Annotated in this window: 8 protein-coding genes; 3 read left to right on the top strand and 5 right to left on the bottom strand. The window is 53.8% G+C overall.

All coding sequences use genetic code 11. From position 1 onward, the window contains the following. Positions 1-234: 234 nt before the first annotated feature. From HQL52_11365 to HQL52_11345, 5 genes are all read right to left on the bottom strand, one after another. Positions 235-639, bottom strand: a complete 405-nt coding sequence (locus HQL52_11365; protein ID MBF0370043.1) for a response regulator — start codon at positions 637-639, stop codon at positions 235-237. Positions 640-784: 145 nt separating this feature from the next. Further along, the gene (gene hemG, locus HQL52_11360; protein MBF0370042.1) at positions 785-2161 is read right to left on the bottom strand and encodes a protoporphyrinogen oxidase; all 1377 of its coding nucleotides are present in this window, start codon (positions 2159-2161) and stop codon (positions 785-787) included. Between the two features lie 320 nt (positions 2162-2481). Further along, a complete protein-coding gene (hemN, locus tag HQL52_11355) occupies positions 2482-3891 on the bottom strand; it encodes an oxygen-independent coproporphyrinogen III oxidase (GenBank protein ID MBF0370041.1) in 1410 nt (469 codons plus the stop codon). A gap of 2 nt (positions 3892-3893) precedes the next feature. Then, positions 3894-4961, bottom strand: coding sequence for a uroporphyrinogen decarboxylase (locus tag HQL52_11350; protein MBF0370040.1), 1068 nt, complete (start codon positions 4959-4961; stop codon positions 3894-3896). Positions 4962-5316: 355 nt separating this feature from the next. Next, the gene (locus HQL52_11345) at positions 5317-6438 is read right to left on the bottom strand and encodes a hypothetical protein (protein ID MBF0370039.1); all 1122 of its coding nucleotides are present in this window, start codon (positions 6436-6438) and stop codon (positions 5317-5319) included. Positions 6439-6647: 209 nt separating this feature from the next. Here HQL52_11345 and HQL52_11340 point away from each other — a divergent pair, with 209 nt between their 5' ends. From HQL52_11340 to HQL52_11330, 3 genes are read left to right on the top strand one after another with little or no spacing between them, the layout of a single operon-like run. Next, on the top strand, positions 6648-7409 hold the full coding sequence (locus HQL52_11340; protein MBF0370038.1) for a Nif3-like dinuclear metal center hexameric protein: 762 nt from the start codon (positions 6648-6650) through the stop codon (positions 7407-7409). Beyond that, complete coding sequence (locus tag HQL52_11335) at positions 7406-8341, top strand: shikimate dehydrogenase (GenBank protein ID MBF0370037.1); 936 nt, start codon at positions 7406-7408, stop codon at positions 8339-8341. The genes HQL52_11340 and HQL52_11335 overlap by 4 nt, the downstream gene beginning before the upstream one ends. Then, positions 8341-9546, top strand: coding sequence for a type II secretion system F family protein (locus tag HQL52_11330; protein MBF0370036.1), 1206 nt, complete (start codon positions 8341-8343; stop codon positions 9544-9546). The genes HQL52_11335 and HQL52_11330 overlap by 1 nt, the downstream gene beginning before the upstream one ends. Positions 9547-9638: the final 92 nt, after the last annotated feature.

Here is a 9638-nt window from a genome sequence, read left to right as displayed (position 1 = left end):
TTGCACCGTCTCCCTGGTGGGGATGCTGGTGGCCTGGAAGGCGGAAGGGGCAAAGAAAGATCTGCCCGCCGAAGCCCGGTTGGTTTGATCCAGGTCGGCAGAGGTCACTGGCTGGGTGCCCTTTTGATCCCCAGCCGCTTTTATTGAGTCAAGATCATCCATGGGGGCTATTTTCCATCAACCCGCTAACCGGATGGCTACCCTTGCTGATGTACTGCTCCGGCCAACCCAATCTTATGTTCTGCCAATCAATTTATATTTTTGCAGCCGTTCCATTAAATCGTTTGGATCAATGGGTTTTTCGATATATTCGTCGCAATCTCCCTGGTAAAACGCCGTCTCCAGAGATTGACGATTATAGAGGCTGGTCACCATGAATACTTTCACTTGACCAAACCGCTGGATACCCTTCTCCTGTTCGATTTTACGGAAAATTTTCAGGGTCTCCAAGCCATCCATATCGGGCATTTGGATATCCAGGCAGACCAGATCGTAGCGTTTATCCTGGGATAGGGCCTTCTGTAACATCGCCACCCCTTCAACACCGGAGGAGGCCAGATCACAGGGTCCGAAGGGTTCCAGTATGCCTTGCAGAATCGCCTGGGAAACAGGCTCATCCTCAACGACCAAACTATACATGACTGCACCCCTGAAATAGGGGCTCCCTGAATAATTGAAACCAAAAATAAGATGGTTTTCGGTATGGAAGGCCCTAAAAAGCTGCCACTACTTCGAAAAAATGGCCAGCCAGCCTTTCCGCTACCTTTGTATCAACGCTCGCAGCCTAATGAAAATCTTCGAAGGAGTCCACCAGGATTTCGGCATTCTTGACACAATCCGCCACTGAAATACCTTCTCGCCAGTTGGCTCTAAAGTGAAGCCCCGGGTAGTTTTCCATCATCTGATCGAACGTTTTCAGGCGATCCAGATGGCCGAAGGTGTATTGGGGGATGGAGCGTTTGTGACGGGTGAGGAAGATAAATGTGGGTTTGCCGGAAAGCCCCAACAGCTGTTTCAGCTCCTTCAGCATCTGGTTGACCAGGGTTTCGTCGTCGGTCTCTTCCACCTCGGTATCCATCATGCCGCCAACAAAGACGTTGAGCAGCACATGATCCTTGGGGGCGCGATGTTTAAAGAGGGTGCTCATGAACAGCGCGCCCAGAATCCGTAATTTTTCGCTTCTGGGCGTGAGAAAACCGAAGCCGTCCAGGGAGTGCTTTACCTGGCTGCGTTTAAAGCCAAAAGCGATGGAGGCGATGGGGGCGTAGGGGATGGTGTGGAGTATTTCTCCGGCTTCGGGAGCAAAGGGTGCCAAAAGTTCTGCCACAGCGGGTGCGGGAAGGGCCAAAACCACTCTGTCGGCGTTGAGTGTTCCTGTTTCTTCCCCTTTTTCCCAATGGATGGTGAAGGAGCCATCCGGTTGGGGTTCCAGAGCCACCACCTTGTGTCCCAGGTGGACGGTGCCTTTGGGTAGTTGGTTGATGACTGTTTCGGGGAGTTGGCCCATGCCGTTTTTAAAGGAGATCATCCGGCCAACGGGTTGCCCGGCCCCTTTCGCCACCCGGCCTCGGGCGATGGCGCCAAAAATCAGGGAGCGGTATTGTTTCTCCAGGGCATAAATTTTCGGTACGGCTGCTTGTACGGAAAGCCGCTCCGGGTTGCCTGCATAGACGCCGGAGATGAAGGGTTCGATGGCATAGTTTAAAAACTCTTTTCCCAGGCGTCGGCGCACGAAAGAGGCGATGGACTCCTCTTCCTTGGCGCGTCCGATAAAGGGTTCGGCCAGGAGTCGGAGTTTGGCTTTCAGGGAAAAAAGCCTGGTTGTTAAAAAAGCCAGGGGGCTGGTGGGGAGGGGTTGGGGTTGGCCGTTTTGGACCACATAGCGGATTTGGGCGGCTGGGGGGGCGCTGACCACCTCTTTTTCCAGATCCAGCTGTTCGATCAACCGTCCCAGGGCGTCGTCCGGGGCGCCTTGGCGTTGCAGGGTGGAGTTGGGTCCATGTTCGATGCGATAGCCTTGATGATCGCTGGTGAGGATGGTGCCACCGGGCTGGCTCCGGGACTCCAGGAGCTGCACGGGGTAGCCTTCCTGGTAGAGAAACCAGGCGGTAGCGAGGCCTGAGATGCCGCCTCCGATGACGATGGTGGATTCCTGGCTCATTGAGTCATCCTGAAAAAAGCAAGATCAAGACCCTGGGGAAGACAACCCCAGACTCAGACCTTTCATTATAACAGTTCTATCTCAAAATTGGACACTCTTCCCTGACTCGTCATCCCCGCGAAGGCGGGGATCCAGGGAGTTGATGGTTGCCTTCAAGGAAAAACCAAATCATCAAGAAAGGCCGGCGTTTTGCTGAAAGTGATGTAAGATTTGGAAAGGCTCGTGCCAGACATCCTGGATTCCCGCATTCGCGGGAATGACGGCAAAAGTGCAACGGCATATGTCCAATTCTTGATTCGAATGGCTATACCACTATAAAGTCAGATGGTTTTGGAAAATGATCGGGTTTGTTCGGCGTTTTTCAGATACCAGTCAAAAGCCATGCAGACGTTGCGAATCAAAAGCCTCCCACCCGGCGTCAAACGAATGATCGATCCTTCATCCTCCAACAATCCCTCATCCACCATTCTGGCGATATCCGGCAGGGAATCCTTGAAATAGTCGTCAAAATCCAGATTCAACCGCTCCCCAACCTGGGTGCGATCCAACTGAAAATCACAGATCAATCGCATGATCACATCCCGCCGGATCAGATCATCCCGAGTCAGCTCCAACCCCCTGAAAACCGTAATCTCATCCCCATCCAAGCGCTGATAATACTCCTCCAGCCCCTTCAGGTTTTGAGCATAGGAAGGCCCCACCTGACTGATGGCCGTGGTGCCGAGAGAGACCAGATCACACTCACCATGGGTGGTGTAACCCTGGAAATTACGGTGCAAAACACCATTGCGCTGGGCCGTGGCCAACTCATCCTCAGGCTTGGCAAAATGATCCATCCCCACATAAACATAACCCGCCCGGGTCAACACCTCGATGGCCGATTCCAAAATCCGCAACTTTTCTTCCGGCTCCGGCAACTCCTCGGGATTAACCCGCCGCTGAGGCATGAAATATTGTGGCAAATGGGCATAGTTGAAAACCGCCAGACGATCCGGCTCCAAATCCTGAATCACCGTCTCCAGGGTTTTGGTAAACCCCGCCTCCGTCTGAAAAGGCAATCCATAAATCAAGTCGAGATTGATGGAGTGAAACCCCACCGCTCTCGACTCCTCCACCACCCGCCAGGTCAACTCCTTGGGCTGAATCCGGTTGACCGCCTTTTGTACCTTGGGGTCCAAATCCTGAACGCCGATGGAGATGCGGTTGTAACCCAAATCCCGCAAGCCTTGCAGAGTCCCGTCAGGCACCTCTCTGGGATCCACCTCAATGCCATACTCCCCGGTGTCATCCCCCATCAGATTAAAATGTTTGCCTAATTCTTCCTGTAATCGACCCAGCTGACCGATATCCAGATAGGTGGGCGTACCCCCACCCAAATGAAGCTGCACCACTGGCCGATCCCTATCGAACAGCGCACCCATCTTGGGGATTTCCTGGAACAGATATTCCAGATAGTGCGCCGCCCTCGACCGATCCGGCGTCACCACCTTGTTGCAGGCGCAGTAATAACAGACCGTATCACAAAAGGGGATGTGGACGTAGATCGACAGGGGTCGCTTGTCAGGTCCAACATTGGAATCCGCCGCCATCTTGCGGAACTGCTCCGGACCAAACTTTTCATGAAAATGAGGGGCGGTGGGATAAGAGGTATAGCGTGGCCCGGCCCGGTCATATTTATCGATCAGCTTCCGGTCAAACACCACCTTTTGAGAGAGGCCCGAACCACTCATGATCAGGAAGCTCCCCTGATCCGACGGCTGATTCCATGGACCGACTCCACCAGAGCGGTCACATGATCAGGATTCATGTCCGGAGACATGCCGTGGCCCAAATTGAAGACATGGCCCGGATGGGAACCAAAAGCGGTCAGCAGACGTTCCACCTCCGCATCAATGCGCGCTGGTTGGGCATAAAGCACCGTGGGATCCATATTGCCCTGCAAAGCCACCCGATCCCCCACCCGCTTTCTGGCCTCTCCCAGATCGGTGGTCCAGTCAAGACCCAGCACATCACAGCCGGTATCCGCCAGCTCCTCCAGCATCTGCCCACACCCCTTGGCAAAGAGAATGACCGGAACCTTTTCCCCTTTGCTGTTGGTCCGATGCAGCCGCTCGACGATACGGGCCATGGGGTTCAACGAAAATTCCCTGAACTCCTTGGGCCCCAAAGCTCCGCCCCAGGAGTCAAAAATCTGTACGGTAGAGACCCCGGCCTCAATCTGGGCATTGAGATAATCAGCGACCGAATCCACCAGACGATCCAAAAGCTTGTGCAACGTTTTCGGCTGGTCGTAGAGCATCCCCTTAATCCGGGAGAAGGTTTTGGAACTGCCTCCCTCGACCATATAGGTGGCCACGGTCCAGGGGCTTCCCGAAAAGCCGATCAGGGGAACACGACCGGCCAATTCCCGGGTAATTCCGGCAATGGCATCCATCACATATTTCAGCTCAACATTGGGATCCACCACCTTGAGGCGATCAATATCGCCACTCTGACGCATGGGATCCGCCAATATCGGTCCCTCTCCCGTGACAAAATGGAGCCCCATGCCCATGGCGTGGGGAATCACCAGAATGTCTGAAAACAGAATGGCTGCATCCAGATCAAAGCGCCGTATGGGCTGTATGGTGATTTCAGTGGCCAGCTCCGGATTTTGGCACAAGGACATGAAATCCCCGGCCTGAGCCCGAAGCTTCCGATATTCCGGCAGATAACGACCTGCCTGGCGCATGAGCCAAAGGGGAGTTTGTTCTACCGGCAAACGCAGACAAGACCTGATGAAGGGGTGTTTGGGTTCCATGGAATCCCTTAAAATGGTCGGTGGTGAAGGGATTTTCCCCTGTTTCGCTGTCGAGATTTCCCGATCAGGAAGGCTTTTGAGAAAATCCGCCTTGAATGTATCAAATATTAGATTTTAAAAATGTTAAAAGATTGTAGAAGATAAAGGGCCTGTGGAAACTGTGGATAAATTTTATATATTGTTGAAAAACAAGGTAATATTGATAGTTCAACCCATTGGTAAACCCAGGTGTCTTTTCGTGTATGATCTGGGGATAAATTCTGTTTTACCGGACCAGGGTCAGGTTATCAACTTTTGAATCAGGGTGTTGTCCGGCTGTTTTCCACAGGGGCCTGTGGATTATTTTTTCCCCTCCCTACTGGTTTGATTTTGTATTTTGGAAAGCGACCTGATAGGCGATTTCGCCATCTTTTTTTGGATTAAGGGGGAGTATGGCCTCATCCTTGATCCGGATCCACTTTTCCTTGGGATCAAAATGGCTTTTCAAGGCTCCATTCGGGGATGGACGGCCAGCTGCGGTGTGTTCATAGCGTATGCGAAAGAGCACCACCCCCCCATCCTGGCCGTGTTTGGCCACCAGATAGTTACGACGAATGTCCAGGTCGCGCTTTCGGCCCCATTTTTTCAACTGGGCCAGACGCTCCGGAGGCAACAGCAGCAGGAGATATTGTTCGATATGGGTTTCCCGGGACTCACCGCTGGTGGAGAGCAGCGTGAGACGCCGATCCTGTTGTGAGGCGATGTAGATGGTGCCTTGCAATCCCTCCCGGTTTAACAGCTGGGTGGCCAGGGCTGAAGCGGAGCGGCGACCGGCAGCGTTGTGGTAAAAGCTGTGATATTCGTAAAATTTTTTCTCCAGGGATTCCACAAAGGCATCCCCCCGCTCATAAAGACTGCGGGTGAGATAGTTGAGATGGGTGCCCAATCCCCGCAAGGCGTTATCGGTCAGGCGTTCGATCTTGACGTGAAAGTTGGTTAGCCTGAAATTACGGGAAAGGCGACCCTCTTCCTGGGAATTTTGTACCAGTAGGGCATAATCCAGAGGCAGAAGCATGCGCATCAGCCCCTCGAAACCTGGATTGGTCACCCGACGATGGTTGCGGGAATAGTTTTCCATGCCCTGAATGTCCGGAGCCACCTCGGCGATGGTTTTTTTGCGGACCCGATTGCCCTCCCGATAGTGAAAATGTTTCCGTAACTTGTCTGGAAGCATGCCATCGACCAAAATAACCAGGGCATTGTTGTGCAGGACATATTCCCGGGTGGCGGCTACCGAGCCGGGACGCAGGAGTGCCGGTTGGACGAAGGGATAGGGCAGACGGGCTTTGCGAAATTTGTGGTAGGAGTCGATCAGGGTATACTTGACGAGAATACGGGAAATTTTATCCCGGGCGTTCAGATAGGGGTTCGTCTCGATGCGGCGAAGCCGTTCGGAATCGATGGGCAAAAGCGTGAAAGGATCCCGACGTGAAGACATGGGGAAGGTCTTTCCAAGACAGTTTGATGCTTTTTAAGTGGATTGCTTTAAAATACAAAATCGTTGCTGGTTGCAGCGTAAGTGGTTCTATGGCCACAACCCGGTGAATTCTACAGCCAAAACCCAGTGAATATCAAGACAGACCGGTTTGCAACGATTCTATACATGGTCCCCGATAATGCCTTTTAGCGCAAGGATTTCTGACAGTTATGGTCTATCTTGAGGAGATTGAGCGATTTTTGCATGAGACCCTGGGGGCAGATGCCCTGGCCGATTATGCCCCCAACGGTATTCAGGTGGCGGGTTCCAGGGAGATTCGGGTGGTGGCGACCGGGGTTTCGGCCTGCATGGCGCTCTTTGAAAAGGGGGCGCAGTGTGAGGCGGATTTGATTTTGGTACATCACGGTCTTTTTTGGGAAAAAGATTCCCGAGTGATAGCAGGAAGCCTCAGAGAGCGGCTGAAATATCTCCTGATGCGGGATATGGCTCTTGCCGCCTATCATCTACCACTGGATTGCCATGGAGAATTGGGCAACAATGCTCTTCTGCTGGACAAACTCGGTTTGGAGCGGGGAGCCCCTTTTGGTCTCTATCGGGGAACGCCTCTCTCCTTTTTGGGTCAGCCCCGGAGCGGAAGCCTCTCCATCGAAGGCATGACCGGGCGGATTCGGGAAGTGATCGGCGGGGAGCCTCTGGTCTTGCCGTTTGGTCCGGAGCGGATTCAAAAAATCGCCATCGTCAGCGGAGCCGCACCCGAGTTGATTCGGGAGGCTGTGGCTGTGGGGGCGGATCTTTTTATCACCGGGGAGGCGACAGAATGGGTCTATCACTATGCCCTGGAGGAAGGTATTCATTTCATCGCTGCTGGCCATCACCGCACCGAACGGTTCGGAATCCAGGCGGTTGGGGATTTGCTGGCCAGTCGATTTGGTCTTGTTCACCATCATTATGATGTGCCCAATCCCATATGAACGATATTGATCCCAATCTTTTTTCCTGTTTTGCCATCGATGGCCACACCCGCCTGTTGGGGGTCATCGGTCATCCCGTGGCCCACTCCCTCTCCCCGGCCATGCACAATCTGGCTCTGGACGCCCTCAAGCTCAACTATCGCTATCTGCCTTTTCCGGTGGCGCCTGAACATCTCCATGAGCTGGTGGTGGGGCTGAAGGCCGTGGGTTGCGCCGGTTTCAACATTACCATTCCCCACAAGGAAACCATCATCCGGTGTATTGGCGGTGTGGGCGCGGAAGCCCGTTGGATTGGGGCTGTGAACACCGTGACCTTGGGGCAGGATGGCCGGTTTTGGGGCTACAACACCGATGCGGCGGGCTTTATGGCTGCATTGGATGAGGTCTATCAGCCCACCAAAGCCAGACCCAACGTGATTCTCATGGGTGCGGGGGGAGCGGCCAAGGCGGTGGTGGCCGGGCTGCTTCTGGCGGGTGAATGGGGTCGCATTACCGTGGTCAACCGCACCGCTGAGCGCGCCCATCGTCTGCTTGACGACCTCATGCGTCCCGAGTTGCTGGATGAAGTCGGTTTTTACAAAAACGATGTCCAGCTACCTGAAGTAGAGGCCATCTCCCTGAAGGAAGCGGCCGATTTACCCCTGGAGAGATGCGATCTTTTGGTCAACACCACCAGTGTCGGCCTGAATGGAGAGGGTTCTTTGGGGATTGATCTGGATCGACTGCCCGAAGAGGCCTTCATTTATGATATTGTCTATTCACCCTTGGAGACCCCTCTTCTGAAAGAGGCCCGTATCCGGGGATTGGCTGGCGCCAACGGCTTGGGCATGTTGATTCATCAGGGGGCACTGGCTTTTCGGATTTGGACCGGTGAGGAGATGCCGGTGGATATGGTTCGCAATCATTTACGGCGGCTTGTGGGAGGTATTTGATGGAAACCTTTATGTGGGAAGCCGTTACCAGGAGCGGTGAAAAGCGTTCTGGCAACATGGAGGGGGCCAATACCGGTGAGGTGATGGCCCAGCTGCGCAAGCAGGGGCTGAAAAAAATCAAGGTCAAGAAAAAGCCCAAATCCGGCGGCGGTTTTTTCGGGGGTAACAACATCACCGAAATGGAGATCGTGATCTTCACCCGGCAGCTCTCCACCATGGTGGGAGCCGGGCTCCCCCTGGTGCAGTGTTTCAATCTGGTCTCCAAGGGTTCGGAAAACCCGGCGGTGGGTGAAGTGACCATGCGGGTCAAAAATGACCTGGAGGCGGGTACCTCCCTGACCGAGGCGCTGAACAAAGAGAGCGTCATGTTTGACGAGCTGTTCGTCAATCTGGTCTCCGCTGGTGAGCAGTCGGGTATTCTGGAGGCGGTGCTCTCTCGTTTGGCGGTCTATAAGGAAAAGGCGGCAGCCTTGAAGGCCAAGGTCAAATCCGCCATGACCTACCCCATCGCGGTGCTGGTGATCGCCTTTATCATCACCGGTGTCTTGATGATCTTCGTGGTGCCGGCCTTTGCGGATCTTTTCAGCAATTTTGGCGCTGAGCTGCCCATGCCCACTCGGGTGGTGATTTCCATATCAGAGTGGTCACAGGCCAACTGGTGGCTGGTGTTGATCGTCATCGGTGGGACCATTTTTACCTTCAAGAGACTCTACAACAACAACGAAAATTTTCACTACCAGATGGATCGATTGTCTCTGAATCTACCGGTTTTCGGCATGATTTTGAGAAAATCCGCCGTAGCCCGTTTTGCCCGCACCTTTTCCACCATGGTGGCGGCGGGTACCCCCATTTTGGAGTCTCTGGAAAACGTCGCCAAGACCTCTGGTAACCGGGTGGTGGAAGAGGCGATCATGAACTCCCGCTCCTCCATCGCCGAAGGCCGCAGCTTGACGGAACCTTTGCTCGAATCGGGTCTTTTTCCTTCCATGGTCACCCAGATGATCAACATCGGTGAATCCACCGGTAATCTGGAGGAGATGTTGGCCAAGATTGCTGATTTTTATGAGGAGGAGGTGGATCGGGCGGTGGATAACCTGACCGCTTTGCTGGAGCCGATCATTCTGGTGATTCTCGGTGTTCTCATCGGTGGCCTGGTGGTAGCGATGTACATGCCGATCTTCCAGATGGGTTCTGTGGTGGGTTGATTTCCCCCTGCTGGATGGTTTTGGTTGATCCCCCCCGTGCTCTTTTCTGCCCGGGGGTGGATGTTTTTTTGTCTGGTCAAAAGAGAGATTCA

The sequence above is a fragment of the Magnetococcales bacterium genome (genome assembly GCA_015232395.1).
Lineage (GTDB): Bacteria > Pseudomonadota > Magnetococcia > Magnetococcales > JADFZT01 > JADFZT01.
This window is presented reverse-complemented; position numbering and strand designations above follow the sequence as displayed.